The organism is Flintibacter muris (assembly GCF_943192995.1).
GTDB classification, from domain to species: Bacteria; Bacillota; Clostridia; order Oscillospirales; family Oscillospiraceae; genus Lawsonibacter; species Lawsonibacter muris.
This window is the reverse complement of record NZ_CALPCP010000009.1, coordinates 82,430-106,459: the sequence shown is the minus strand read 5'-3', so window position 1 is coordinate 106,459 and position 24,030 is coordinate 82,430. Positions and strand designations below refer to the sequence as shown.

Below are 24,030 nucleotides of genomic sequence, written 5' to 3'. Positions count from 1 at the left end.
AGCGCCATCAGAGTTCCAGCGCCTCCATAATCACCTTGTTGGTCCCTTCAATGGTGTCCTGATTGGCTACCGGGACCAGGATGCCCTTGCCCTCGTAGAAGCCTTTCAGAGGTTCGGTCTCCGCGTGATACACAGCCAGGCGGGCCCGGACGGTTTCAGCCCGGTCGTCCTCCCGCTGGATCAGGGGGCCGCCGCAGGAGTCGCACACGCCCTCCGCCTTGGGGGGCTTGGCCTTTACGTGGTAGGGGGCGCCGCAGCTCTGGCACACCCGGCGGCCGGACATGCGCTCCTCGATCTCTCCGTCGGAGATCTCAATGGACAGCACGTGGTCAAAGGTGATCCCAGCGGCGTCCAGCGCCTCGGCCTGACCAATGGTGCGGGGTACGCCATCCAGAATAAAGCCCTTCTCACAGTCGGGCTGGGCCAAACGGTCGGCCACAATGCCGATAATTACGCCATCGGGCACCAGCTTGCCGGCGTCCATATAGCTCTTGGCCTCCAGTCCGGTAGGGGTGCCCTCCTTGATGGCGGTGCGGAGAATGTTGCCGGTGGAAATGGTAGGGATCCCCAGCTTGGCGCTGAGAATCTCGGCCTGGGTCCCTTTGCCGGCGCCCGGAGCGCCCAGCAGGATCAGTTTCATACCCATAGCCGTCTCTCCTTACTCCAGGAAGCCCTTGTAATGCCGCATAAGCATCTGGGCCTCCATCTGTTTCACGGTCTCCAGGGCGACGCCCACCACAATGATGACAGAGGTGCCGCCAATGGCCAGAGAGCTGTAGCCCACCAGATTGCCGGTGATAATGGGGGCAATGGCAATCACGGACAGGTACAGAGCGCCGAACATGGTGATCTTGTTCAGCACGCGCATGAGGAAGTCGATGGTGGGCTTGCCGGGCCGCAAACCGGGGACAAAGCCGCCATTCTTCTTCAGGTTGTTGGCCACCTCAATGGGGTTGAAAGCCATGGTGGAGTAGAAATAGCTAAAGCCCACAATGAGCAGGAAATACAGGATGCTGTAGAAGGGCCGGCTGGTGTCAAACACCCGCATCATGGAGCCGCCAAAGCCCTTGCTCTCTGTAGTAACGCCCATAAAGGCACCCACGGTGGCGGGCAGGGAGGCAATGGACTGGGCGAAGATGATGGGCATAACGCCGGCCATGCTAACCTTCATGGGGATGTGGGTGGACTGGCCGCCATACATCTTCCGGCCCACAACGCGCTTGGCGTACTGCACCGGGATGCGGCGCTCAGCGTTGTTGATATAGACAATGAAGACCACCAGGGCCAGCATGCCTATAACAATCAGGGCAATAATCCAAGGGGCCAGAGCGCCCTGACGCAGGGCGTCCATATAGCTCTGGGCCACTTCCTCGGTCATACCCTCGTTCTCAGCCATCAGGGACTCCACGCTCATGCCCTGCACGGCGATCCACCGCTGCAGGCCGCTGATGCAGTCCATGCACATACGGGGGAAGCGGGAGACAATGCCTGCGAACAGGATGATGGAAATACCGTTGCCGATACCAAACTCGGTGATCTGCTCACCCAGCCACATCAGGAAGGCGGAGCCGGCGGTGAAGGACAGCACAATCACCAGACCCACCCAAAAGCCGGGCAGGGAGCCGCCGTTGACCAGGCCGTAGCTGTTGACCAGACTGTAGTAGCCAAAGCCCTGGAGCAGGGCGATAGCCACGGTGGTGTACCGGGTGATGGAGGCAATCTTCTTGCGCCCCTCCTCGCCGCCGTCACGGGCCATGCGCTCCAGTGCGGGGATGGCCACGGTCAGCAGCTGGATAATGATGGAGCTGTTGATATAGGGCTGGATGGACAGGGCAAATACTGTGGCCATAGAGAAGGCGGAGCCGCTCATGGCGTTCAGCAGGCCCAGGATGGTACCGCTCTGGCTGTCCAGATAGGTCTGGAGGGAGGCAGAGTCGATATAGGGCACAGGGATGGCGGAGCCGAGGCGGAAGATAAGCAGCGCCATAATGGTGAACAGCATCTTCTTTTTCAGCTCAGGCACCCGCCAGGCGTTGCGGATGGTCTGAATCATGGTCAGACCACCTCCCACTTACCGCCGGCAGCCACAATTTTTTCCTTGGCGGAGGCGGAGAAAGCGGAAGCCTTTACAATCAGTTTCTTGTTGATCTCGCCGTTGCCCAGGATCTTGACGCCGTACTGGCACTTGGTCAGGATACCCTTCGCCCGCAGCATATCCACATCCACCGTGGCGCCGTCCTCAAAGCGGTCCAGGGCGGAGACGTTGATGGCCTCCAGGGGCTTGGCAAAGATGTTGTGGAAGCCCCGCTTGGGCAGGCGGCGGGCCAGAGGCATCTGGCCGCCTTCAAATCCCACGCGGACGCCGCCGCCGCTGCGGGCCCACTGGCCCTTGTGGCCCCGGCCGGCGGTCTTGCCGTTGCCGGACCCGGCACCCCGGCCCTTGCGGTAGGCCTTGGTGTTGGAGCCGGGGGCGGGAGAAAGTTCATGCAGATTCATGTCGTTGCGCCTCCTCGTTAGTTTTCCTCGGACACCTGGAGCAGGTAGCCGATGTGGGCGATCTTGCCGCGGGTGGCCTCGTTATCGGGCTGCACGGTGGTGTCGCCGATCTTGCGGAGGCCCAGGGCCTCGGCGGTCGCCTTGTGCTTGGCGATACGGCCGTTCAGGCTCTTGACCAGCTTAATGTTCAGATTAGCCATTTTTGCCCCTCCTTAACCCAAGATCTCTTCCACGCTCTTGCCGCGGACGCGGGCCACTTCCTCGGGGGTGCGCAGGGACTTCAGGCCCTGGAAGGTGGCGGAGACCACGTTCTGCGGATTGTTGGAGCGCAGGCACTTGGTACGGATGTCCTTGATACCGATGGCTTCCATCACGGCGCGGACGGGGCCGCCGGCGATCACGCCGGTACCGGGGGCAGCGGGCTTCATCAGCACGCGGCCGGCGCCGAACTCACCAATCACCTCGTGGGGGATGGTGGTGCCGGACAGGGACACGTTAATCATGTTCTTCTTGGCATCCTCAATGCCCTTGCGGATGGCCTCGGGCACCTCGGCGGCCTTGCCCAGGCCAAAGCCCACGCGGCCCTTCTCGTCGCCCACGACCATCAGGGCGGAGAACTTGGCCACACGGCCGCCCTTAACGGTTTTGGATACGCGGTTCAGATAGACCAGCTTTTCAACAAATTCGCTGGGCTCTCTCTCAAATCTAGCCATTTGTTTTTCCTCCTCCCTTAGAATTGCAGGCCGCCCTCGCGGGCGCCCTCGGCCAGAGCCTTCACGCGGCCGTGGTAGACATAGCCGCCGCGGTCAAAGACCACAGTGTCAATGCCCTTGGCCTTGGCGCGCTCAGCCACGTTGACGCCCACCTGCTTGGCGGCGTCGGACTTGGTGCCCTCACAGGCAAAGTCCTTCTCCAGGGAAGACGCGGAGACCAAAGTGACGCCGTTCACGTCGTCAATGACCTGGGCGTAGATGTTGGTCTCGCTGCGGAAGACGCACAGACGGGGACGCTCGGGCGTGCCGGAAATCTTAGCACGCACGCGCTTGTGGCGCTTGATGCGCTGGGAGCGGGTATCGGGTCTGTTGATCATAAGTGGCACACCTCCTTATTACTTCTTGGCGCCGGTCTTACCAGCCTTGCGGCGGATGACCTCGTCAGTATACTTGATTCCCTTGCCCTTGTAGGGTTCGGGGGGACGCTTTTCTCTCACTTCGGCGGCAAACTGGCCCACCTTCTGCTTGTCGCAGCCGTGGATGATGATCTTGTTGGGGGAGGGGACCTCAATAGAGATGTCCTCGTTCTCCTCCATGGTCACCTGGTGAGAATAACCCAGGTTCATAACCAGCTTGTTGCCTTCCTTGGCCACACGGTAGCCCACGCCGTTGACGTCCAGCTCCTTCTTGTAGCCGTCAGTCACACCCACCACCATGTTGTGGATGAGAGTGCGGGTCAGGCCGTGGAGGGCCCGGTTCTCCTTGGCGTCGTTGGGACGGGTGACCTTCAGCTCAGCACCCTCAACGGCAATGGCCATATTGGGGTTGAACTGCTGTGTCAGGGTGCCCTTGGGGCCCTTGACAGTGACAACGTTGTTGTCCTCTACCTTGATCTCCACTCCGGCGGGAATGGCGATAGGAGCTCTACCAATTCTGGACATATCCTATAACCCTCCTTACCAGACAAATGCCAGGACTTCACCGCCGACATGGGCCTCGCGGGCCTTCTTGTCGGTCATGACGCCCTTGGACGTGGAAACAATGGCGATACCCAGGCCCCGCAGGACCTTGGGCAGCTCGTCGGCGCCGGCGTACACCCGGAGGCCGGGCTTGGACACCCGCTTCAGGCCGGAGATGACCTTCTCCTTGCCGGCGTTGTACTTCAGGGCAATGCGGATGACGCCCTGGGTACCGTCGTCGATGAGCTGGAAGTTCTTGATATACCCCTCGTCCAGCAGGATCTGCGCGATAGACTTTTTCATGTTGGACGCGGGCACATCAACAGTGTCATGCTTGGCGTTGTTCGCGTTGCGGATGCGGGTCAGCATATCCGCGATAGGGTCGGTGATTTGCATGCGTGTTTACCTCCTATAAAGATTACCGGTTTTAGCCGGTATAGACGGCAAGGTATCGCAGGTTAGGTCCTTCCTGCGACCTGTTGACCGCCTTCGTACCTGGTTGGGGCAGGTACATTTTTTGAGGTTCCCCAGGGCCTGTACACGTTGGGTCCGGGTCCCTCCTATCAAAACCGCCCAGGGGCGGGTTTGACCAATCCTGGTCCGCTATGGAAAGCTTTTCTAGGGGCCGACGACCTCGGCGGCCCGCTGTCTGCCTGGATCACAAAGCCGAAGAAAACGGCGCGCCGGGTGGTCGCGCCCTGCTTGGCACAGGCACAAATTCCCGCAGCCATATCACTTTCCAGCAGTCTCCTGGAGTTTACATGGGATGCAGGCGAAAACGCACGGCTGCGTGTGGAGCATTTTTGCTGTGTCAACTGGACACAACGACTGATTATACTCCTGAAAAATCAGATTTGCAAGGATTTTTTCGCGCGAACACACGAAGGCGTGGATAGAGATGTGCCGGAACGGCACTTTTTCGGCACCGTTCCGGACACAAAACACTCTTTTTTACCAGGAAGCCTTGCGCACGCCGGGAATCTGACCCTTGTAGGCCAGCTCACGGAAGCAGATACGGCAAATGCCATAGTCCCGGAGGTAGGCGTGGGGGCGGCCGCACAGCTTGCAGCGGTTATAGCGGCGGGAGGAGAACTTGGGCTCCTTCTGCTGCTTCAGGATCATAGATTTCTTAGCCATAATTCTTCCTCCTCTTAGCGGCCGGCGAAGGGAGCGCCCACCAGCTTCAGCAGCTCACGGGCCTCCTCGTCCGTCTGGGCGGTGGTAACCACCACAATGTCCATGCCGCGGATCTTGTCGATCTTGTCATACTCGATCTCGGGGAAGATCAGCTGCTCCTTCACGCCCAGGGCGTAGTTGCCGCGGCCGTCAAAGGCGTCGGCGGAGATGCCCCGGAAGTCACGGACGCGGGGCAGGGCCACGTTGAACAGGCGGTCCAGGAACTCCCACATCTTGTTACCCCGCAGGGTGACCTTGGCGCCAATGGGCATGCCCTCACGCAGCTTAAAGTTAGCCACGGACTTCTTGGCCTTGGTGATCACAGCCTTCTGGCCGGTGATGGTGGTCAGGTCGTTGACCACGGCGTCCAGCACCTTGGCGTTCTCCCGGGCCTCGCTGCAGCCGACGTTGACCACGATCTTCTCCAGGCGGGGGATCTGCATGGTGGACTTGTAGCCGAACTTCTGCATCAGAGCAGGAGCGACCTCGTCCTGATACAGCTTTTTCAGGTTAGGCACTTTCTTTTCCTCTGCCATTTCGATTCACTCCTCCTCTCTTAAATCTCGGCGCCGCACTTTTTGCAGACGCGGACCTTCTTACCGCCGGCCAGCAGCTTGTGGGCGGGCCGGGTGGGCTTATTGCACTTGGGGCAGACGCGCTGCACCTTGCAGGCGTAGATGGGGGCCTCCTTCTGGAGGATGCCGCCCTGCTCGCCCTGCTGGCGGGGCCTGGTGTGGCGGGAGACCATATTGACCTTCTCCACAACCACCTTGCCGGCGTCAGGCATAACGGACATAACCTTGCCCTGCTTGCCCTTGTCCTTGCCGGACAGGACGACGACGGTGTCGCCGCTCTTGATACTCAGTTTGTTCATAGCTTACCCTCCCTTACAGCACTTCGGGAGCCAGGGACAGGATCTTCATATAGTCCTTGTCGCGCAGCTCACGGGCCACTGGGCCAAAGATACGGGTGCCGCGGGGGTTCTTGTCGTCGCGGATGAGCACAGCGGCGTTGTCGTCAAACCGGACGTAGGAGCCGTCGGGACGGCGCACGCCCTTGGAGGAACGGACGATAACGGCCTTGACCACCTCGCCCTTCTTCACGGTGCCGCCGGGCTGAGCCTTGCGGACAGAGGCCACGATCACGTCGCCAATGTTGCCGAACTTCCGCCTGGAGCCGCCCAGCACCAGGATGGTCTTGATCTCCTTGGCGCCGGTGTTGTCGGCCACCTTCAAATAAGTTTCCTGCTGAATCATGCTGCCGACACCTCCTTATTTCGCCTTCTCAATGATCTCAACCACGCGCCACCGCTTGTCCTTGGACAGGGGGCGGGTCTCCATGACCTTGACGCGGTCACCCACGCCGCACTGGTTGTTCTCATCATGAGCCTTCAGCTTATAGGTTCTCTTTACAATCTTCTTGTACAGAGGATGGGCCACGCGGTCGGCGATGGCGACCACAACGGTCTTATCCATCTTATCCGAAACCACCAGGCCGACTCTGGTCTTACGGGAAGAAGTTCTGTTTTCCATCTTCTATTCCTCCTCTTAGCGGCCTGCGAGCTGCTGCTCGCGGATGATGGTCTTGACCCGGGCGATATCCTTCTTCACTTCAGCGATGCGCAGGGGATTGTCCAGCTGGTTGGTGGCGTGCTGGAGGCGGAGGTTGAACAGGTCCTTTTTCAGGTCCACCAGCTTGGTCTCCAGCTCCGCAGCGGACATTTTACGAACTTCCTTAGCCTGCATTACGCTTCACCACCCTTCTCAGTCTCCTCGCGCTTGACGATCTTGCACTTGACGGGCAGCTTGTGGCTGGCCAGGCGCAGGGCCTCACGGGCAATCTCATCAGAGACGCCGGCGATTTCGAACATGACCCGGCCGGGCTTGACCACGGCCACCCAGTACTCGGGGGAGCCCTTACCGGAACCCATACGGGTCTCGGCGGGCTTCTCAGTGACGGGCTTGTCAGGGAAAATCTTGATCCAGACCTTGCCGCCGCGCTTGGTGTAGCGGGTCATGGCGATACGGGCCGCCTCGATCTGGTTGCTGGTAATCCATGCGGGCTCAGTGGCCTGCAGGCCGTACTCGCCGTAGCTGACAAAGTTGCCCCGGCTGGCCTTGCCCTTCAAACGGCCGCGATGCACACGGCGGTATTTTACGCGCTTAGGGAGCAGCATTACTGAGCGCCTCCTTCCTTCGGGGTGGTGTTAGCGGGGCCCGCAGGACGGGGGCCGCGGTTGTTGTTAAAGCCCTGGCCGGCGGGACGGGGCCCGCGGTCGCGGTTAAAGCCGCCGCCCTGGCGGTCACGGTTGAAGCCGCCCCGGCGGTCATCCCGGCGGCGGGGCCGGTCACGGCGCTCCTGATAGGGCTTGCTGGTGTCCAGGGTACGGGGGGTGGTGCGCAGGGCCTGGGTCAGCACCTCTCCCTTGTAGATCCACACCTTGATGCCAATGCGGCCATAGGTGGTGGCAGCCTCGGCAAAGCCGTAATCAATGTCGGCGCGGAGGGTCTGCAGGGGGATGGTGCCGTCGTGATAGTGCTCGGTGCGGGCGATCTCGGCGCCGCCCAGACGGCCGGAGCAGGAGGTCTTGATGCCCTTGGCACCGGCCCGCATGGCCCGGCCCATGGCGTTCTTCATAGCCCGGCGGAAAGCGATGCGCTTCTCCAGCTGCTGAGCGATATTCTCGGCCACCAGCTGAGCGTTGGTGTCCACGTCCCGGACCTCCACGATCTTCAGGTCAACGGCCTTGCCGGTGAGCTTGACCAGCTGGGCCTCAATCTTCTTGATGTCCTCGCCGCCCTTGCCGATGACCACGCCGGGACGGGCGCAGTGCAGGTAGATGCGGACCTTGGCGTTGTTGTCCCGCTCGATCTCGATCTTGGGGATACCGGCGCCGTAGAGGGTCTTTTTCAGGTACTTGCGGATCTTCTGGTCCTCCACCAGCAGATCGCCCACCAACTCGTTGCGGGCATACCAGCGGGAGTCCCAATCCTTAATCACACCCACGCGCAGGCCGTGGGGATTCACTTTCTGTCCCATACTGTTCCTCCTCCCTTAGCGCTCGCTCACGGCGATGGTGACGTGAGAGGTACGCTTGTTAATCCGATAGGCGCGGCCCTGGGCCCGGGGCATGATGCGCTTGATGATGGGGCCGGGGTTGGCGTAGCAGGCGGACACGTACAGCTTCTCAGGGTCCATCTGGTGGTTGTTCTCCGCATTGGCGGCGGCGCTCTTCAGCAGCTTGAGCACGGGCTCAGAGGCGGCCTTGGGGGTCTGCATCAGGATGGCGGTGGCGGTGCCCACATCCTTGCCCCGGATCAGGTCCAGGACGATCTTCACCTTACGGGGAGAGATCCGCAGATATTTCAGATTCGCTTTTGCTTCCATCTTCGTCTCTCCTCCTTACTTACCAGTCTTGCTGCCCGCGTGGCCCCGGAAGGTGCGGGTGGGCACGAACTCGCCCAGCTTGTGGCCCACCATGTCCTCGGTGACATAGACGGGCACGTGCTTGCGGCCATCGTGTACAGCAAAGGTGTGTCCCACGAAGGAGGGGAAGATGGTGGAGGCGCGGCTCCAGGTCTTCAGAACCTTCTTCTCGTTCTTCTTGTTCAGCTCATCAACCCGCTTCAGCAGCTCAGGGGCGCAAAAGGGGCCTTTCTTAATGCTTCTGCTCATCTTTTACACTCCCTCCTTATTTGCTGTTGCGGCGCTTGACGATGAACTTGTCGGTGCGGTTCTTCGTCTTGCGGGTCTTGTAGCCCAGGGCGGGCTTGCCCCAGGGGGTGACAGGGCCGGGACGGCCAACAGGGCTCTTGCCCTCGCCGCCGCCGTGGGGGTGGTCGCAGGGGTTCATCACGGAGCCGCGGACGGTGGGCCGCCAGCCCATGTGGCGCTTGCGGCCGGCCTTGCCGATCTGGATGTTGGCGTGGTCGGTGTTGCCCACCTGGCCGATGGTGGCCTTGCAGTTTTCACGGACCAGACGGACCTCGCCGGAGGGGAGGCGGACCTGGGCCATGCCGTTCTCCTTGGCCATCAACTGGGCGGACACACCGGCGGCACGGACCAGCTGAGCCCCCTTGCCGGGGTAGAGCTCAATATTGTGGATCATCTCGCCCACGGGGATGTTGGCGATAGGCAGGCAGTTGCCGGGCAGAATGTCGGCGTCGGGGCCGGTCATAATCACGTGGCCGGCCTTCAGGCCGTTGGGGGCCAGAATATAGCGGCGCTCGCCGTCCTCATACTCAATCAGGGCAATATTGGCGGAGCGGTTGGGGTCGTACTGGAGGTTGATCACCTTGGCCTGACCCTCTTTGTCCCGCTTGAAGTCGATAATGCGGTACTTCTGCTTGTTGCCGCCGCCGTGGTGGCGGACGGTGATGCGGCCGTAGCTGTTGCGGCCCGCGTGCTTTTTCAGCACCTCAGTAAGGGCGCGCTCAGGCTTGGCCTTCTTGTCGATCCCCTCGAAGGCAGACACAGTCATGTGACGGCGGGAGGGGGTTGTGGGCTTATAAGTCTTAATAGCCATTTCTCAATTCCTCCTTACACCATACCCTCGAAGAACTCGATGGACTTGGAGTCGGCGGTCAGGGTGACCATGGCCTTTTTCCAGCTGGGCCGACGGCCGGCGGGACGGGCACCCATGCGCTTCTCCTTCCCCTGCATGTTCAGGGTGTTCACCTTGGCCACCTTCACGCCGAAGATCTCCTCAATCGCCTTGGCGATCTCAATCTTGTTGGCGGTTTTGGCAACCTCAAAGGTGTAGCGCTTCATCTCGGTCTGCTCCATAGACTGCTCGGTGATGATGGGGCGCTTGATGATGTCATAAGCAGTGGCGGCCATTACGCATACACCTCCTCGATGATAGCCAGGGCAGCCTTGTCGATAACCAGCTGCTTGGCATTGACAATGTCGTAAATGCTGAGGACCTTGGCGGTGGTGGTGACGGCGCCGGGGATGTTCCGGGCGGACAGGACCACCTTCTCATTGACCTCGGGGGTGATGACCACAGACTTGGAAGCGCCGATGGCGTCCAGGAAGGTCTTCATGGTCTTGGTCTTGATCTCAGCCAGCTCCAGGCCGTCCACCACCAGAATGGCGTTGTCAGCGGCCTTGGCGGACAGGGCGGACTTGAGGGCCAGCCGGCGGGCTTTCTTGTTCATGCTGGTGCGGTAGCTGCGGGGCTTGGGGGCGAAGACAATGCCGCCGTGGGTCCACTGGGGAGCCCGGGTGCTGCCCTGACGGGCGTGGCCGGTACCCTTCTGACGCCAGGGCTTTTTGCCGCCGCCGGAAACTTCCGCGCGGGTCAGGGCGCTCTGGGTGCCCTGACGGCGGTTGGACAGGTGGTTCTTGACCGCCTCGTGGACCACAGCCTGGTTGGGCTCAATGCCGAAGATGGCCTCGGAGAGCTCGATCTCGCCGAGGAGCTTACCAGCCATATCATAAAGGTTCGCTTTAGGCATAACTCAATCTCTCCTTTCCTTATTTGTTGCGGGCGGAAGCCTTCTGCGGATTGACGCGGGCAGAAGCCTTCTGCGGGTTGACGCGGCCGCCCTCGGTGGCGTGCTTCTCAACAATGGTCTTAACGGTGTTCTTCAGGTACACAATACCGCCTTTGGGGCCGGGAATGGCACCCCGGACTGCAATCAGGCCCAGCTCCTCATCCACCTGGACCACGTCCAGCTTGATGACGGTGACCTGTACGTTGCCCATCTGGCCGGCGCCGTCACGGCCCTTGGCAATGTGGCCGGGGGTGGTACCGGGGCCCAGAGAGCCCTGATGACGGTGGACAGGGCCGCCGCCGTGGGTGTTGCGCTTGACGGCCGCGCCATGGCGCTTGACAACGCCCTGGAAGCCGTGGCCCTTGCTGGTGCCGGTCACGTCCACGTGGTCGCCGGCGGCAAAGACGTTGGCGGTGAGCACATCGCCTACCTCATACTTGGAGCAGTCCTTCAGGGGGAACTCCTTGAGGACCTTCTTGTACTCGGTGAGGCCGGCCTTCTTCTGGTGGCCGATCTCAGGCTTGGTGAGCTTGCGCTCGGGAATCTCCTGGAAACCCAGCTGGATGGCCTCGTAGCCATCCTTCTCGGCGGTCTTCTTCTGCACCACGGTGCAGGGGCCGGCCTGGATAAGGGTGACGGGCACCACCCGGCCGGCTTCATCGAAGATCTGGGTCATGCCGATCTTTTTGCCGATGATCGCTTTCTCCATTGGGATGTTTCCTCCTAATTAAAGGTTATTGGTTGAACGAGATGACCATTGGACTGTCCTTGCTCGGCCAACTTGACCCGCCTGTCTCGTTCAGGCGACAGGCCGTGGGTACACAAAGATTTGCTTCGGTCTGCAGGGCGGGACAACCCGGCCCGCCGCTTCTTCAGTAATACACCGTCTCAGGCGGCGCACCCAGCGGTCACGCCCTGCATGCAGCCCTGGGGATATACACAGGGTCTTACAGCTTGATCTCGATCTCCACACCGGCGGGAAGCTCCAGGCTCATCAGGGCCTCCACCGTCTTGGGGGAGGGCTTGATCACGTCGATGAGGCGCTTGTGGATGCGGCGCTCAAACTGCTCGCGGCTGTCCTTATACTTGTGGACGGCCCGCAGGATGGTGACCACTTCCTTCTTGGTGGGCAGGGGGATGGGGCCGGAGACGTTGGCGCCGGTGCGCTTGGCGGTCTCCACGATCTTCTCGGCACTCTGGTCAATGAGCTGATGGTCATAGGCCTTGAGGCGGATGCGGATCATTTCTTTCTGAGCTGCCATTGGTTGTTTCCTCCTTGATTCATACGAAGTTGAGTGTTCTGTTGTCCCTCGCTCCGTACGGTGAGCGCTCTTTTGGTACACGCTTTCGTGCGTATCATTCCAGGCCACGAAAAAACCGGCGCATAGACAGGCCGGTTTTTGCCGCACCAGGCGATATACGCCGTGTACGGACTCGCTCAGCCGCCCGATAGTCGGACATACTCCGCGGAAGTTACCTCATTTCTGAGCAATCTCCCGCATCATCGCAGACTGCACCCTTTTCAGGCGCCCCGTTATCATACAACACCCGCCCGTGTGTGTCAAGAGTTTTTTCAAAAATTTTTGCGGTTTTTTGCCTCTCTCCGGCGCTTTTCTTTGTGCGTTTTGTGCGGGCGAATAAAAACGTGCGCCAAGGGGGACTCCCTCAGACAGGAACAGCCGCAGCAAAGGGGGGGGAGGACAAATGTCCTCCCCCCTCTGTCTTCGGCCAGACAGCGGGGGCCTAGCGGCGCACCCACTTACCGAAGAGGGTCTTTTTGAATTTCAGCAGCGCCTCCTGGGCGGGGGTGTAGTTTTTGCACTTCTGGAAGTACTCCACACCCTTTTTGATGTCCTGAGGGGCCCCCAGCCCCTCGGTATAGATGGTACCCAGGCCGTAGTTGAGCAGGTTGGTGCTGTAATCCACCTCCTGGAACAGCTGAAGAGCCCGGGCGGGGTCCTTCTGGCAGCCGTAGCCGAAGAGGTAGCAGGTGCCCAGCATGTCGTTGCCCCAGTTGCTTTTCAGGCTGTGGGCCTGCTCAAAGAGCTGGACAGCCCGGGCATAGTCCTGGGGGATGCCGTCCTCACCCAGGAAAAACAGCCTGGCGGACCGGTTGGCGCAGCCCACCTGCCTTGGGTCCTGAAGGCCCAGCTCATAGCACTGCATAGCCCGCTGGCAGTCCTTCGGCCCCACCTTGCCCAGCTCATGGGCGTAGCCCACATAGAACCAGCTGGACAGCTGGCCCTGCTTGGCGGCGGCAAGATACAGGTCATAGACCCGCTGGCTCAGGTCCTCCTTCTCCTTGAGGAAGGCGGCGTATTGCTCCTGCCAGTTGGGGTAGCCCTTTTCCGCGCCCAGACGGGCGACGGCCTCCGCCTTCGCCTCGTCCGTGGGGAAGGTGCCGTCGTCTCCGTTATAATACAGGTTGTACAGGTTTCCGCCGGCAAAGCCCATGCCGCCCTCAAAGGCCCGTTCAAACCAGGGGATGCACTTCAGCTCGCTGTCCCGCAGATACTGGCCAAAGGCCTCCTTGGAGGGGAAGTCCTCAGGCCCCTTGCCCTCGATGCGCACCACGTCCAGCCAGAAGTAGGTGTTGCCAATCATATTCATGGCGAAGAGACAGCCCGCCTCGGCCTTCTCATACACCGCGTTCCAGGCGTCCTTTAAAGTGGGATAGTGGGCCTTCATGGCCTCCTCCATCTCAGGGGTGAGCATACCGCACCGCATGGCCCCCAGCACTCCCATGGCGCTGCCCTGGAGGATGCTCTTGCGGATCAGCTGCTCGGTGACCTCGTCATTCTCCTGGAAGGGGTGGTATTTCCAACTGTACTGGGGCCCGGAGGTACACCGGGACAGGATGTAGCTGGCGTCCCCGTCGCCGGCGTTGGAGGCGTCGGCCAGGGGCTGGAGGCACGCCGCCGCCCGATCCTTATCAAAAGAGTAGTAGATAGCCTCCAGGGCCTGATCCACTGCGTCACTGAAATACTTTCCCATAATGATCCACTCCTTTTTTATTTTTTAGTCTCTTTCTCCAGCTTTTTGGTGACATCCTTCCACTGGGAGAAATCCGGGTCGAAGGTGCCCTCCGACATTTGCAGCAGCCACTCCTGGGCCTGCCGGTCGGTGCATTTGGTCTCAAACACCCGCAGCTTGTCCGGGTCGGGGCGGCTGGCGTTGACGGTAACCCGCCCGTCCAGCTTGTCGCCCGCCTTTAAGTAGATGTACCGGGGCCCGGCAAAGAGGGCCACCACCGTATATTTGCCGCTGGCCAGGCCCTCCCCGGCCAGCTCCACATCCCGGCGGGTAAAGCTGTCGTAATCCCGGGTGGCGCCGGTGCGGTCGCTGATAGACAGCCGGGCCCGGACACGCTGGCGGGGCTGCTCCATGGCCTGGAGGGGCTGCCATTGGGACAGGTTGGAAAAATCGGGCAGCTGTTTCCGCTCCAGCAGGCTGGCAAAGGCCTGCCACACCTCCTGCTCCCCCGCAGGCTTTGCCACCGCCTGGTATGTGCCGTCCGCCATCTTCATGGTGACCACCAGGGTCAAGCCCGCATTGGTGATGCCGGCGGACAGGCGGGAAAAGTTGACCCCGTTCAGCCCCGGGATGGGAATGAGCTCCACCGGCTCCAGCTCAAAATGCTGGCCGGGGGCTTTCAGGCCGGTGAGCTGGTCCTCCACCGTCCGCCGGTCAAAGCGGGAGGTCCGCTGGCCCCGCAGGTCAATGAGGGCAAAGTCTGTGTTGCTTCCCGCGCTGCTCCGCTCCCGGTCCTCCTGCCGGGCCAGCCGCTGGTCCTGGCGGCGGAGCACAGAGCGGTTGGTGGCCTGCCACTCCTCATCCGTCTGGTTGGTAAAGCTGGACATATTTTTGTAGTCATCAAAGAAGGCCTCGGGCATCCGCAGGCGCAGGCAGTCCACCGCCGCCTTCAGCTCGGCGGGCTTGTGGATGGTGGTCACCTGGATCTGGCGGCGGTCGTCCACAATCCACAGCTCCATGATGCGTGTGGACTGGCGGCGGCCCCCGGCGTGGCGGATTACCATCTCGTCCCGGGGGAACACCCCCCGGATGCGGGCGATAGAGGTGACCTCGTCGCCGAAGACCCATTCCTTTCCAATGGCCACCCGGTCAAACCACTGGCCGTTCTCCTGGATATCCTTGTCTACCATGGCGAACAGCTCCTCCACAGGAGGGGCCTCGTCAGGGTAGGGCAGCTGGGAGCGGATGGATTTGGCCAGCTTGCTCTTTGCCGGGCAAAAGGCATCCCGCAGATCGGTATAGGCCTCGGCAAGGCCCAGGGCCGTACCGCCCAGGCACAGCACCGCGGTGAATATGGTAAAGGCCCAGTCTTTCAGCTCCCATAAGGAGCGGTCCTCCTGCATCTGCATATAGAAGCACACGCCCCCGGCAAAGCCGAAGAACAGATACAGCAGCGCCCAGAACAGCTTGGCCAGCCCCTTCCGGGTCCGGTCCAGACAGTAGCTGCCCTCCGGGGCGCTTTTGGCCTTTCTTGTCGCCCCACAGGCCACCAGAATCAGCGCGGCCCACAGATAGCCGATCATCCTCCCCGCGATCAAAAAGGCCACGCCGTACAGCAGCCAATTCCAGGGCCATTTCAGCTGGAATTTTTTCTTCTCCCCCATGATTCACACATCCCCCTTGACGGTCAGTTGAATTTGTAAATCTTCCTCGCCACCCGGTACAGGGCAATGGACAGCTTCCGCCCCGGCGCGGTGGGCAGGTTGGTGGCGGCAGGGACCGCAAAATATTTCATCCGGTGGTACAGCCCCCTGTCCACCGTCCGCAGATACTCCCACAGCCGGGTTTTCTTCCCCAGTGACTCCGGACTGCCCTCCATAGTGAGGAAGATGGAGGAGATGGCCATCATCATAGCCAGGTAGGTGTACATATACTTGGCCAGCTTTTTGCTCTTCTTTGCCACCTGGCGCAGGTCAATGGCGTCAATCATATGGTAATTCACCCGCAGCTGCTGGTCCACCCGGCCGATCATCACGCTCTCGTTGACGCTCTGGTCCGCCCGGCCGATAAAGTAGCGGTACAGGTCCACATCCATATAGTAGATGTTCCGCACATGGGGCAGGGGCTCATACACAAAGATGTTGTCCACATAAAAGGTGTGCTTGGGCAGCTCCAGCTGGCAGTCCCGCAGGATCTGGGTGCGGTAGATTACCGAGTGCATCAGCAGATACTGGGAAGGCTTGAAATGGCCGATATGCTTCCAGCCAAAGACCCGGCCCACAGGGAACACATTGCGGTAGCCCATCACCCGCCGGGTGTTGTCCTCCACGTGCTCATAGACATAGTTGGCGATCATCAGATCAATGGGTTTGCCATCCCGGGTAAACTGGCGCAGCTTATCCAGCACCTGGTGCAGGGCGTCCACATCCAGCCAGTCGTCGGAGTCCACCACCTTGTAGTAGATGCCCCGGGCATTGCGGATGCCCTGGTTGACCCCCTCGCCGTGGCCGCCGTTGGGCTGGTGAATGGCCCGGACGATATCGGGGTACTGCTGGGCGTACCGGTCACAGATGGCGGGGGTGTCGTCTTTGGTGGAGCCGTCATCCACCAGGATGATTTCAATGTCGTCCCCGCCCTGGAGCAGAGTGTCCACGCAGTGGTCCATATAGGCCGCCGAGTTGTAACAGGGGACGGCAAAGGTGATTAGCTTTTCCATATCTCGGTTTCTCCTTGTCAATTTTTCTTGATGCGCCTGCAGGGCAGGACGACCCAGCCCGCCGTTTTTGCCGGTGGGATGGCGCGCCTGGGTCGTCGCGCCCTACATATATCCGTTACAGCCTCTCCGCCAATTCCAGGGCCCGGGCGGCGATAGCGTCCATGTTGTAGTATTTATACTCAGCCAGCCGGCCCAGCAGGTGGAGGTTTGGGTATTGCTCCGCCTCCTCCTTGTATTTGGCATAGAGGGCGTTGTTGGCCGGATTGATAATGGCATAGTAGGGAATTTCCCCCTCCTCCCCGGTGTAGGGGCGGGAGTACTCCTTCACAATAGTGGTCACGCCGGGGATCTCCTGGCCGGTGAGGTGTTTAAACTCGGTGATCCGGGTAAACTCCTCGTCCACGGTGTAGTTCACCGTGCCGTGGGACTGATAGAAATCCTGAAACAGGGTTTCAAACTGGAAAAACAGGGTCCGGTAGGGCAGGGGACCGTATTTGAAGCCAAAGAGTTCATCCGTCTGGCCGGTGTAGATGACGGGCCCCTGGGCCTCTTTGAGAATTGGACGGGCGTCCACTCCCAGCCGCACCTCAATGTTGGGATGGTCCAGCATCCGCTCAAACATTTTGGTGTAGCCCTCCGCGGGCATTCCCTGGCAGGTATCCTGAAAGTAGCGGTCGTCCTGGGAGAGGAACACCGGCACTCGGGCGGTGGTGTTGGGGTCGATCTCCTCCGGCTTCTGGCCCCACTGCTTCATGGTGTAGTGGACAAAGACGTGCTCATACACATAGTCGGCCAGGGCGGAAATCTCGGGATCGGGGTTCTGCCGCAGCTCCAGAATGGTGACCTTTTTCTCCGCCCCGTAGGCGGCAACAAGTTTGTCCCCCAGCTTTTTGCCCTCCTCCGCTCCAAAGGCGGTTTCCAGGCTGGTCAGGTTGAAGGGGACAGGGTAGGTCATCCGTTCCCCCCTCCCGTCCGGGATGTTGGCAATCACCCGGTGCTGGTAGTCCCGCCACTCAGTGAACCGGGACAGCCAGTCGAAGACCTTTTTGTCGTTGGTATGGAAAATGTGAGGGCCGTATTGGTGCATCAGCACGCCCGTGGCGGACAGGCAGTCGTAGGCGTTGCCGCCAATGTGGTTCCGGCGCTCCAGCACCAGCACCTGTTTGCCCCTCTCCGCCAAAGCCCGGGCGGCCACTCCGCCGGCGTAGCCGGCCCCCGCCACCCAGACGTCATACCGCTTTTTCAAATCAGCTCCATCCTTTCCTATGGGAAATTTATGATCGGCTATAGTATAGCACAATTTCCCAGGAAAACAAATTAAAATTGTTTTAAGAGCTCCGGTGAAAAATCGTGCCGGAAAGGGGGTTGACAAACGGCCGGAGATGTATTATTGTATTAAGTACTTAATACAATGAAAGAGAGGGACGCCATGGAGTGGAAGCTGGACAACGACCGGCCCATCTGGCCCCAGCTCAGCCAGCAGCTGGCCCGGCGGATTATCGCCGGGGTCTACCCGCCGGGCAGCCGCCTGCCCTCAGTACGGGAGCTGGCGGCGGAGGCGGGGGTAAACCCCAACACCATGCAGCGGGCGCTGGCCCAGCTGGAGCAAGAGGGCCTGACCCGGGCCGGCCGCACAGCGGGCCGCTTGGTTACCCAGGATGCCGCCGCCCTGGAAACCGCCCGGAAGCGGGAGGCCCAGGCGGTTATTCAACAGTATTTCCAGGCCATGTCCGCCCTGGGCTATTCCCAAGAGCGGGCGGCTGAGCTGCTAAAGGAGGAATTTCAGTGAGCGACTATTTGATCCAGTGCCAGGGGCTGTATAAATCCTACGGACTGAAGCCCGCCCTGCGGGGCGTTGACCTGGAGATCGGTCCGGGGCGTATTGCAGGCCTGCTGGGGCCCAACGGCAGCGGCAAGACCACCCTCATCAAGCTGCTGTGCGGCCTGCTCCAGCCCACCACCGGCTGGCTGACGGTGGACGGCCAGACCATTGGTCCCTGCACCAAGTCGGTCATCAGCTACCTGCCCGACCGGATGTACTTTGCCGACTGGATGAGGGCCGTCGATCTGTTCGACCTGTTTCAGGACTTCTACGCCGATTTTGAGTACGAAAAGGCCATCGCCATGTGCCGCGCTCTGGGGGTGGAGCCCCGTGACCGGCTGAAATCCATGTCCAAGGGCACCAAGGAGAAGGTACAGCTGGTGCTGGTCATGGCCCGAAAGGCAAAGCTCTATCTGCTGGACGAACCCATCGCCGGGGTGGACCCGGCGGCCCGGGATTTTATCCTGCGCACCATCCTCACCAACTACAACGAGGAGGGCACCGTTCTTATCTCCACCCACCTGATTTCCGACGTGGAAAAGGTGCTGGATGAGGCCATTTTCCTGAAGGAGGGCAAGATCATGCTCCATGAGACGGTGGACAACATCCGGGAAAAAGAGGGCAAGAGCGTGGACGCCCTGTTCCGGGAAATTTTCCGGGCGGAGCCCATGTGGGAAGGAGGGGCACTCTGATGCTGCTGAAATTGCTGAAATACGACTTCCGGGCTATGTGGAAACAGTTTTCTCTGATCTGGGGGGCGGCGCTGGCCCTGGCGCTGGTCAACCGCTTCACCCTGTTCCGGGATACGAGCAACAGTGTACACACCAATTCCGATCTGCTCGCCCTCGCTTTTATCGCTGTAATCGTCGCTATGTTTGTCATAGGCATCGGCTTTGTCATCAACCGCTTTTCCAAGGGTCTTTTAGGCAACGAGGGCTATCTCATGCACACCCTCCCTGTCCGCCCCTGGCAGCTGGTGGCCTCCAAGCTGATCTGCGGGGTGGTCACCTGGGTTGGCTGCGGGGTGGTGGCTATTCTCTCCCCAATCTTCATGCTCCCTTTCAATCTGCCTGATCTGCTCCAATTCCCCTTCTGGTCGGATATTTTCCGGGGGCTGATGAAGCACCCCGATATGCTGGTTCTGGTGGCGGAGACCTGTCTGGTGATTGTCTCCTTCCTGGTGGTCAACATAGCCGCCATCTATCTGGCCATCTCTGTCGGCCACCTGTTTCCCCGCCACCGGAGGCTGCTCAGTGTGGCCGCCTTTATCGGGCTGTATATTCTGCTGGTCAACGTATACAACCGGGTGTTCACCTATGAGTTTGTTCACTTTCTGCTGGATATCACTACTACTACCACTCATGGCTCTATGCTCACCGCAATCGCCGTCATGCTCATCCCCGCCGCGGTGTTCCTGGCCGCCGTGTGCTGGATTTTGGAACACAAGCTGAATCTGGAGTGAAGCGCAAAAAGCCTTCCCCTTTCAAAGGGGAAGGCTTTTTTCTTGCCTAAACGTCCTGTTTACGGTATAATGAGCTTACATCATCAACCGTTGAAAAACAGGAGGTTTCCCTATGCTGCGCGTATTTTTAGTGGAAGACGAAAGCACCATCCGCGAGACTCTCCGAGACACGGTGCCCTGGGCCCAGTGCGGCTACGAATTTGCCGGGGAGGCCGGTGACGGGGAGATGGCCCTGCCCCTTATCCGTCAGGCCAAGCCTGATGTGCTCATCACCGACATCCGCATGCCCTTTATGGACGGCCTGGACCTGAGCCGCCTGGTGCTGCGGGAGTTCCCCCGGGCCAAGATTGTCATCATCTCCGGCTATGACGATTTTGAGTACGCCCGCCAGGCCATTGACATTGGGGTGGAGCGCTTTTTGCTCAAGCCCATCACCAAAAACAGCCTGATTGGCGTTTTGGGCGAGCTGCGGGAGAAAATTGAGGGGGAGCGGGCCCAGCACAACTATCTGGCCCAGTTCCACCAGGAGGCCCAGGAGTATGAGCAGTATGCCCGCCGCCGCTTCTTTGAGCAGGTGGTGGGGGGCCAGCTCACCGTGCAGCAGATTTACGAGGAGGCGGCCAAGCTGGACCTGGACCTTCGGGCCCAGTGCTACACCATCTCCCTGTTCTCCATCCTGCCCAAGGGGGGCGGCATGTCTGAAACCTACTCCGAGCCCGCCGCCCGGGTGCGGGACGCCCTGCTGGAGCACTTTATGAAGTATCCGGAGTATCTGCTGCTGCGGTGGAACCTGAACACCTATGTGGTGCTCATTAAAGCGGACAAGAACAAGATGGACGGTTATATCCGCCGGTGTATCGACACGGTGCGGGAGCAGTATGAGTCCTGCGCCCCTGACCAGAGCTGGTCGCTGGCCATTGGAACCCCCACTCAGCGCCTCAGCGCCCTGCCCATGTGTTTTGAGGAGGTATCCCGCCTGTGGGCCTGCCGCTACATCCTGCCCAGGCAGCACATCCTGTCCACCGAGACGGTGGGCTTTCTCACCCAGCAGGACAGCGGCGGCAACCTGGCCGACCTGGACCCCGCCAAGGTTAATCCCTCCATCTGGCAGGGGGTGCTCCAGTCCGCCGCCGCGGAGGAAATCCCCAGCTTTGTGGACGAATATCTCCACAGCGTGGCCCAGGCCCTGGGGTCCCAGCCCTTCTGCCAGTTTTTAATGCTCAGCGTCCGCTTTGCCGCCGCCGAGTATGTCACCGGCCTGGGCGCCAGCCGGGAGGAGTTCCTTTCCGGCCTGGACTGCCTGGATCTGACCGGCCGGAACGTGACCCAGGAGGATCTGCGCCGCTGCCTCACCCAGCTGCTCTATGAGGCGGCCACTCTGCGGGACAGGGCCTCCAGCAGCCAGTACGGCGGACTGATCCGCCAGGCGGTGGACTACATTGACGGCCACTTTACCGACGGCAGCCTCTCTTTGAACCTGGTGGCCCGGGAGATCAACATCAGCGCCAACTACCTGTCCGCCGTGTTCAGCCAGGAGATGGGGGTTACCTTTACCGAGTATGTCACCGGCAAGCGGATGGAAAAGGCCCGGGAGCTGCTGCGCTCCACCGACAAGCGCTCCGGCGAGATCGCCTTTGCCGTGGGCTACCGGGACCCCCACTACTTCTCCTTCCTCTTTAAAAAGACCCAGGGGTGTACCCCCAGGGACTACCGGGCGGGAGGGGGACGCAGACCATGACCCGCCCGTTCCGCCGCCCCGCCTCAATCCGAGGCCGGCTCCGGGGGCTGATTTTCACCTTTGTACTGCTGGCCATCCTGATTCTGGCCGCCGCCATGTCCCTGATGGTGCGGTACAACAGCCGGTACAAGGACCTGCTGTACAATGTGACCACCGCCTCGGAGTTCAACCAGGACTTTAAAACCAGCATTGACCTGAAAATGTACTACTATGTCATTGAGAGCCGCTACTCCGAGGGGCTCCCCCTGGATGAGGTCCGCGCCGCCCAGCAGCTGGCCCGGGACCTGCTGTCCACCACCGTGGACAAGGACAGCCGCATGGCTATCTCCAGCGTGCTCAGCCTGTGCCGCAATCTGGAGGAGAAAATTTACGAGCTGCGGGACACCAGCAGCTACGACGAGCGCCAGAGCCAGCTGGAAAACAACATCTACGTCCTTACCGCCCTAATCCAGGAGTACATGTACAACTACCTATACTATGAGGCTGTGCGCCTCAACGTCCTCCAAAGCCAGATCAGCCGGGAGATGGTGGGCGACTTTCTCCTGATTGCCGCCCTGGCCGGGCTGCTGGTGCTGTTTGTCACCTGGAGGGCCGCCCGGCTGGGCCGGTCCATCACCCGGCCTATCGCCGACCTGTGCCACCGAGTGGCCGGCATCAACAGCGGCGACCTGGCCGATGGAGAGCCCATCCGGGCGGAGGAGTATGAGATCCGCACCCTCAGCCAGGGCTTTGAGCAGATGGTGGGCCGGCTGAACCGCCAGATCCGGGAGACCTCCCGCAACCAGGAGAGTCTGCGCCGGGCCGAGCTGGCCTTGATCCAGGCCCAGGTCAACCCCCACTTTCTCTACAACACCATGGACACCATTATCTGGCTCATTGAGGCGGAGAAAACCGAGGAGGCGGTGGAGATGGTGTCCAGCCTGTCCTCCTTTTTCCGCCACTCCCTCAGCCGGGGCCAGGATGTCATTACCCTGCGGGAGGAGGAGGAGCACGTGCGCAGCTACCTCCAGATTCAGCAGGCCCGCTACAAAGACATCATGCGCTACACCATCAACATCTCCCCGGAGCTGGAGGAGGCGGTCATCCCCAAGCTCACCCTCCAGCCGCTGGTGGAAAACGCCCTGTACCACGGCATCAAGCTGAAGCGGGGGCCGGGCCGCATCTATGTGGTAGGCCAGGCCCAGGGGGAGGACATCCTCCTCCAGGTCACCGACGACGGCGCGGGCATGTCCCCGGAGCGGCTGGAGGAGCTGACAAAAGCTCTGGACCAGGGGGAGCGGGTAGGCTTTGGTCTGTCCACCGTCCATGAGCGGGTGCGGCTGTTTTTCGGCCCCCCCTACGGCCTGTCCATCTCCAGCCAACAGGGGGTGGGCACTACTATCAGCGTCCGCGTTCCTCTGAGAAGGGAGGCATCCCCATGAAAATAACGGTTCCCATCCTTCTGGCTCTTCTTTTGCTGGCCTCCTGCGCCGCCCCGCTGGCGGAACAGAAGGAGCCCGTCCGCCTCACCGTGATCGGCGTGAGCCAGGTGGGGGCGGAGTCAGACTGGCGGGTGGCCAACACCGAGTCTATGCGCTCCACCTTTACCGAAGAGGCGGGCTACCGCCTCCTCTTTGAGGACGCCAGGCAGAAACAGGACAACCAGATTTCCGCCATCCGCCGGTTTATCCAGCAGCAGGTGGACTGCATTGTCCTCATGCCCCTGTGCGAGTCCGGTTGGGACTCGGTGCTCCAGGAGGCTAAAGCGGCGGGCATCCCCGTGATTCTGGTGGACCGGTCGGTGGCGGTGGAGGACGACAGCCTCTACGCCGCCCACATTGGTTCCGATTTCTGTTGGGAGGGCCAGCAGGCCGTAGCCTGGCTGGATGGGGCTTTTCAGGATGTGGAGGGCCCGGTAAACATCCTCCACATCCAGGGCACCCCAGGCTCCAGCGCCCAGCTGGGGCGCAGCGCCGCCCTGGAACAGGCCGTGGAGGACCACGAAAACTGGACCCTTCTGGCCCAGCTGGATGGAGACTTCACCCAGGCCAAGACCTATGAGGTCACCTGTCAGTGGCTGGACGGTCAAAGCGAAAAGCCTCAGCTCCACATTGTCTACTGTGAGAACGACAACTCCGCCTTCGGTGCCATTCAGGCCCTGGAGGAACGGGGCTACACCTGCGGCGGAGAAGGGGTACGCGTTGTCTCCTTCGACGCCACCCGCCAGGGGCTGACCCACTGCCTGAAGGGCAAAATTTCCCTGGACGTGGAGTGCGACCCTTTGATGGGGCCCCTGGTGGAGGAGGTCGTCCAAATTCTGGAGGCGGGCGGCACGCCGGAAAAGCACTACTACACCCAGGAGCAGTTGTTCACCCCCGAGGACCTGACCTGGAAATTGATCGAACAGCGTATATACTAAACAGGCGGCACTGATTTTTCAGTGCCGCCTGTCAGACTATAAAAAACAAACCAGAGGTGATTGATAATTAAATTTTCTA

The 24,030-nt window shown here is 60.7% G+C and carries 33 protein-coding genes; 6 read left to right on the top strand and 27 right to left on the bottom strand.

All coding sequences use genetic code 11. The features are described 5' to 3' along the window. Positions 1 to 7: 7 nt before the first annotated feature. From NFS22_RS09825 to glf, 27 genes are all read right to left on the bottom strand, one after another. Entirely contained in the window at positions 8 to 640 is a 633-nt protein-coding gene (locus NFS22_RS09825) for an adenylate kinase (RefSeq protein WP_251317621.1), read from the bottom strand. Between the two features lie 18 nt (positions 641 to 658). Continuing rightward, a complete protein-coding gene (gene secY / locus NFS22_RS09820; protein WP_251317593.1) occupies positions 659 to 2,053 on the bottom strand; it encodes a preprotein translocase subunit SecY in 1,395 nt (464 codons plus the stop codon). Positions 2,054 to 2,055: 2 nt separating this feature from the next. Next, on the bottom strand, positions 2,056 to 2,496 hold the full coding sequence (gene rplO, locus NFS22_RS09815) for a 50S ribosomal protein L15 (RefSeq protein ID WP_251317592.1): 441 nt from the start codon (positions 2,494 to 2,496) through the stop codon (positions 2,056 to 2,058). 17 nt (positions 2,497 to 2,513) lie between these two features. Then, complete coding sequence (rpmD, locus tag NFS22_RS09810) at positions 2,514 to 2,696, bottom strand: 50S ribosomal protein L30 (RefSeq protein WP_251317591.1); 183 nt, start codon at positions 2,694 to 2,696, stop codon at positions 2,514 to 2,516. 12 nt (positions 2,697 to 2,708) lie between these two features. Further along, positions 2,709 to 3,209: a 30S ribosomal protein S5 gene (gene rpsE, locus NFS22_RS09805; RefSeq protein ID WP_251317590.1), complete on the bottom strand. Its 501-nt coding sequence runs from the start codon at positions 3,207 to 3,209 to the stop codon at positions 2,709 to 2,711. A 17-nt stretch (positions 3,210 to 3,226) separates the two neighbouring features. Further along, positions 3,227 to 3,586, bottom strand: a complete 360-nt coding sequence (gene rplR, locus NFS22_RS09800) for a 50S ribosomal protein L18 (RefSeq protein WP_251317589.1) — start codon at positions 3,584 to 3,586, stop codon at positions 3,227 to 3,229. An 18-nt stretch (positions 3,587 to 3,604) separates the two neighbouring features. Beyond that, positions 3,605 to 4,150, bottom strand: a complete 546-nt coding sequence (rplF, locus tag NFS22_RS09795) for a 50S ribosomal protein L6 (RefSeq protein ID WP_251317588.1) — start codon at positions 4,148 to 4,150, stop codon at positions 3,605 to 3,607. A 15-nt stretch (positions 4,151 to 4,165) separates the two neighbouring features. Continuing rightward, positions 4,166 to 4,564: a 30S ribosomal protein S8 gene (rpsH, locus tag NFS22_RS09790; protein WP_160569806.1), complete on the bottom strand. Its 399-nt coding sequence runs from the start codon at positions 4,562 to 4,564 to the stop codon at positions 4,166 to 4,168. A gap of 555 nt (positions 4,565 to 5,119) precedes the next feature. Next, positions 5,120 to 5,305: a type Z 30S ribosomal protein S14 gene (locus tag NFS22_RS09785; protein WP_023346502.1), complete on the bottom strand. Its 186-nt coding sequence runs from the start codon at positions 5,303 to 5,305 to the stop codon at positions 5,120 to 5,122. Between the two features lie 14 nt (positions 5,306 to 5,319). Next, positions 5,320 to 5,880, bottom strand: coding sequence for a 50S ribosomal protein L5 (gene rplE / locus NFS22_RS09780; protein WP_160569807.1), 561 nt, complete (start codon positions 5,878 to 5,880; stop codon positions 5,320 to 5,322). 20 nt (positions 5,881 to 5,900) lie between these two features. Beyond that, positions 5,901 to 6,218 (bottom strand): 50S ribosomal protein L24, encoded by a 318-nt coding sequence (gene rplX, locus NFS22_RS09775; RefSeq protein ID WP_251317587.1) that lies wholly within the window; start codon positions 6,216 to 6,218, stop codon positions 5,901 to 5,903. A gap of 13 nt (positions 6,219 to 6,231) precedes the next feature. Next, positions 6,232 to 6,600, bottom strand: coding sequence for a 50S ribosomal protein L14 (gene rplN, locus NFS22_RS09770; RefSeq protein ID WP_251317586.1), 369 nt, complete (start codon positions 6,598 to 6,600; stop codon positions 6,232 to 6,234). A 15-nt stretch (positions 6,601 to 6,615) separates the two neighbouring features. Continuing rightward, positions 6,616 to 6,876: a 30S ribosomal protein S17 gene (gene rpsQ / locus NFS22_RS09765; protein ID WP_023346506.1), complete on the bottom strand. Its 261-nt coding sequence runs from the start codon at positions 6,874 to 6,876 to the stop codon at positions 6,616 to 6,618. A gap of 15 nt (positions 6,877 to 6,891) precedes the next feature. Beyond that, positions 6,892 to 7,089 carry a 50S ribosomal protein L29 gene (gene rpmC / locus NFS22_RS09760; protein WP_251317585.1) on the bottom strand — a complete coding sequence of 66 codons (198 nt, stop codon included), beginning with the start codon at positions 7,087 to 7,089 and terminating at the stop codon, positions 6,892 to 6,894. Further along, entirely contained in the window at positions 7,089 to 7,520 is a 432-nt protein-coding gene (rplP, locus tag NFS22_RS09755; RefSeq protein WP_251317584.1) for a 50S ribosomal protein L16, read from the bottom strand. Before rplP ends, rpmC begins: the two co-directional genes overlap by 1 nt. Beyond that, positions 7,520 to 8,383 carry a 30S ribosomal protein S3 gene (gene rpsC, locus NFS22_RS09750; protein WP_251317583.1) on the bottom strand — a complete coding sequence of 288 codons (864 nt, stop codon included), beginning with the start codon at positions 8,381 to 8,383 and terminating at the stop codon, positions 7,520 to 7,522. Before rpsC ends, rplP begins: the two co-directional genes overlap by 1 nt. A 15-nt stretch (positions 8,384 to 8,398) precedes the next feature. After that, a complete protein-coding gene (gene rplV / locus NFS22_RS09745; RefSeq protein WP_251317582.1) occupies positions 8,399 to 8,731 on the bottom strand; it encodes a 50S ribosomal protein L22 in 333 nt (110 codons plus the stop codon). 15 nt (positions 8,732 to 8,746) lie between these two features. After that, positions 8,747 to 9,019: a 30S ribosomal protein S19 gene (rpsS, locus tag NFS22_RS09740; RefSeq protein WP_120394623.1), complete on the bottom strand. Its 273-nt coding sequence runs from the start codon at positions 9,017 to 9,019 to the stop codon at positions 8,747 to 8,749. Positions 9,020 to 9,035: 16 nt separating this feature from the next. After that, positions 9,036 to 9,869 carry a 50S ribosomal protein L2 gene (gene rplB, locus NFS22_RS09735; RefSeq protein WP_251317581.1) on the bottom strand — a complete coding sequence of 278 codons (834 nt, stop codon included), beginning with the start codon at positions 9,867 to 9,869 and terminating at the stop codon, positions 9,036 to 9,038. A gap of 14 nt (positions 9,870 to 9,883) precedes the next feature. Beyond that, positions 9,884 to 10,183 (bottom strand): 50S ribosomal protein L23, encoded by a 300-nt coding sequence (rplW, locus tag NFS22_RS09730; protein ID WP_251317580.1) that lies wholly within the window; start codon positions 10,181 to 10,183, stop codon positions 9,884 to 9,886. Continuing rightward, on the bottom strand, positions 10,183 to 10,803 hold the full coding sequence (rplD, locus tag NFS22_RS09725; protein ID WP_251317579.1) for a 50S ribosomal protein L4: 621 nt from the start codon (positions 10,801 to 10,803) through the stop codon (positions 10,183 to 10,185). Before rplD ends, rplW begins: the two co-directional genes overlap by 1 nt. 19 nt (positions 10,804 to 10,822) lie before the next feature. Further along, the gene (gene rplC, locus NFS22_RS09720) at positions 10,823 to 11,551 is read right to left on the bottom strand and encodes a 50S ribosomal protein L3 (RefSeq protein WP_251317578.1); all 729 of its coding nucleotides are present in this window, start codon (positions 11,549 to 11,551) and stop codon (positions 10,823 to 10,825) included. A gap of 238 nt (positions 11,552 to 11,789) precedes the next feature. Beyond that, positions 11,790 to 12,104: a 30S ribosomal protein S10 gene (gene rpsJ, locus NFS22_RS09715; RefSeq protein ID WP_160569819.1), complete on the bottom strand. Its 315-nt coding sequence runs from the start codon at positions 12,102 to 12,104 to the stop codon at positions 11,790 to 11,792. Between the two features lie 481 nt (positions 12,105 to 12,585). Beyond that, the gene (locus NFS22_RS09710) at positions 12,586 to 13,836 is read right to left on the bottom strand and encodes a tetratricopeptide repeat protein (protein WP_251317577.1); all 1,251 of its coding nucleotides are present in this window, start codon (positions 13,834 to 13,836) and stop codon (positions 12,586 to 12,588) included. A gap of 17 nt (positions 13,837 to 13,853) precedes the next feature. After that, positions 13,854 to 15,479 (bottom strand): hypothetical protein, encoded by a 1,626-nt coding sequence (locus NFS22_RS09705; RefSeq protein ID WP_251317576.1) that lies wholly within the window; start codon positions 15,477 to 15,479, stop codon positions 13,854 to 13,856. 23 nt (positions 15,480 to 15,502) lie between these two features. Beyond that, entirely contained in the window at positions 15,503 to 16,531 is a 1,029-nt protein-coding gene (locus NFS22_RS09700; protein ID WP_251317575.1) for a glycosyltransferase family 2 protein, read from the bottom strand. A gap of 115 nt (positions 16,532 to 16,646) precedes the next feature. Continuing rightward, positions 16,647 to 17,777 carry a UDP-galactopyranose mutase gene (glf, locus tag NFS22_RS09695; protein WP_251317574.1) on the bottom strand — a complete coding sequence of 377 codons (1,131 nt, stop codon included), beginning with the start codon at positions 17,775 to 17,777 and terminating at the stop codon, positions 16,647 to 16,649. Between the two features lie 183 nt (positions 17,778 to 17,960). On the opposite strand from glf, the gene NFS22_RS09690 reads away from it, so the two are divergent. From NFS22_RS09690 to NFS22_RS09665, 6 genes are all read left to right on the top strand, one after another. Further along, positions 17,961 to 18,320: a GntR family transcriptional regulator gene (locus tag NFS22_RS09690; protein ID WP_251317573.1), complete on the top strand. Its 360-nt coding sequence runs from the start codon at positions 17,961 to 17,963 to the stop codon at positions 18,318 to 18,320. Beyond that, the gene (locus NFS22_RS09685; RefSeq protein ID WP_251317572.1) at positions 18,317 to 19,045 is read left to right on the top strand and encodes an ABC transporter ATP-binding protein; all 729 of its coding nucleotides are present in this window, start codon (positions 18,317 to 18,319) and stop codon (positions 19,043 to 19,045) included. Before NFS22_RS09690 ends, NFS22_RS09685 begins: the two co-directional genes overlap by 4 nt. Next, positions 19,045 to 19,815 (top strand): hypothetical protein, encoded by a 771-nt coding sequence (locus NFS22_RS09680; RefSeq protein ID WP_251317571.1) that lies wholly within the window; start codon positions 19,045 to 19,047, stop codon positions 19,813 to 19,815. Before NFS22_RS09685 ends, NFS22_RS09680 begins: the two co-directional genes overlap by 1 nt. 112 nt (positions 19,816 to 19,927) lie before the next feature. Next, a complete protein-coding gene (locus NFS22_RS09675) occupies positions 19,928 to 21,553 on the top strand; it encodes a response regulator transcription factor (RefSeq protein WP_251317570.1) in 1,626 nt (541 codons plus the stop codon). Next, the gene (locus NFS22_RS09670) at positions 21,550 to 22,974 is read left to right on the top strand and encodes a sensor histidine kinase (RefSeq protein ID WP_251317569.1); all 1,425 of its coding nucleotides are present in this window, start codon (positions 21,550 to 21,552) and stop codon (positions 22,972 to 22,974) included. Before NFS22_RS09675 ends, NFS22_RS09670 begins: the two co-directional genes overlap by 4 nt. Then, complete coding sequence (locus NFS22_RS09665) at positions 22,971 to 23,951, top strand: ABC transporter substrate-binding protein (RefSeq protein WP_251317568.1); 981 nt, start codon at positions 22,971 to 22,973, stop codon at positions 23,949 to 23,951. Before NFS22_RS09670 ends, NFS22_RS09665 begins: the two co-directional genes overlap by 4 nt. Positions 23,952 to 24,030 lie beyond the last annotated feature (79 nt).